Source organism: Alicyclobacillus acidiphilus NBRC 100859 (assembly GCF_001544355.1).
GTDB lineage: Bacteria > Bacillota > Bacilli > Alicyclobacillales > Alicyclobacillaceae > Alicyclobacillus > Alicyclobacillus acidiphilus.
Map to the genome: position 1 here is coordinate 1 of NZ_BCQI01000135.1, position 1,606 is coordinate 1,606.

General features: G+C 49.8%; 1 protein-coding gene. It reads left to right on the forward strand.

Going from position 1 to position 1,606, the window contains the following annotated elements:
• Positions 1-120 precede the first annotated feature (120 nt).
• The gene (locus AAC01S_RS18380) at positions 121-1,437 is read left to right on the forward strand and encodes an IS1380 family transposase (protein WP_067625957.1); all 1,317 of its coding nucleotides are present in this window, start codon (positions 121-123) and stop codon (positions 1,435-1,437) included.
• The last annotated feature ends 169 nt before the right edge of the window (positions 1,438-1,606 follow it).

The window sequence follows — 1,606 nt, forward strand, 5'->3', positions numbered from 1 at the left end:
TCCCGGATTTCGACGATTGTGTCCTCATGAACTGTTGTGAATAATTGAAAAGGTGCTCCCCGTATGGCTAAGATGAGTTTGTCGAGAACCACATCTTCGCTAGGAAGGAGCACCTTTTGGGTGAAACAATATAATCATACACGAAGTCAGTTTGCTCGTAAAAGCTCTACAATTCATACTCGCTACGATTTGAATGCCGCCACCTCCTTTGGCGGTGCAAGTGGTCTCATAGATTTTGTTTTGGGAACGGGTATTGATAGGGAGTTTTGGGTACATGGATTACGCAAGGGCAGAAACACCCAGTTCCACATGGACGATATTGCTCTGACCGTCATTTTCGGTTCCTTGCTGGGTCAGGAACGGATTTTCCACTTTGAGGACATCGAACAAGATCCCCTGTTGAAGCTGAAGTTGGACGTGCCGAAACTACCTGATACGACTCTGTTGTATAAGGATCTGAAGCGGCTCGGTTCCGACGCTGGCATCAAAGCGATACGTTCGGCGCATAGACAAATCCTAAGGTCACTTCTCCCCAAAGGACAAGGCATCGTGGTCGATATCGACTCCTCTGTAGAGACTGTTTATGGCGCGCAGCAACAGTCCGCTGTTGGATATAATCCACACCATCACGGACGAGCGAGTTTCCATCCCTTGCTGGCGTTTGATTCACTCACTGGTTGTTGTCTCTATGATGAGTTGCGCTCTGGTGACGCCCATACATCAGATGGATTTGCGGATTTCTACAAGGCGATGAAAGACCAGTTGCCGGATGGCGTCAACATTCGTGCCGTCCGCATGGATAAAGGGTTTACCGGAGAAAAAGTGTTTCAGATATTGGAGCAAGATCAGCGGGATTACGTCATCAAACTGAAGTGGACCAAGCGACTCGCACAGTTGGCGCAAGTGCCAAATCTCCTCTGGCACTGCATCACAGAGAGTGACCGGGAACATTGTGACGTTACTTCCATCATGTATCAGGCAACATCCTGGGACAGGCCTCGGCGGGTCGTGATTGTGCGTCGCTTAGACATTGACCCCCAGGAGTGCCTGTGTGCGGATTGGCTCTGGGAATACGAGGCGATTGCCACAACGTTTGACTGGAGCGGCGAGGATGTATGGCACTTCTATAACTTTCGTGGTAACGCTGAGAATCACATCAAGGAAGCCAAATATGGATTTGCCATTGACCGATTCTCCAGCCAGAATTTCGATGCCAACAAAGCGCTGCAAGGTCTAAAGCTACTTGCGTATAATCTACTCCTGCTGTACAAGCACGTCGCGCTTCAACCAGGGGTGCGACAGTGGACCGCCGGACGGCTCAGACGAAGACTATTCCATCTACCTGGGATTCTAGTGCGTCATGCACGCCAGTGGAGCATTCGTCTTCCCGTGTATGCCAAGCATCGGTCGTTGATCATGCTTCATGCCGCCACGTAGATTTTTCTTCCAATTGAAAAAGTGGAGTTCATAGCCTGGTCTGGGGAGGGGGGAATTGTGTCCATTGCTCTAGTTCCGTACCATGATTCGCCGTGTCCGCTAACAAATCCACCAAATACTTGAAAACATGCCCCGGTCAATGACCTCAATCACCTAATCGTCGAAATCC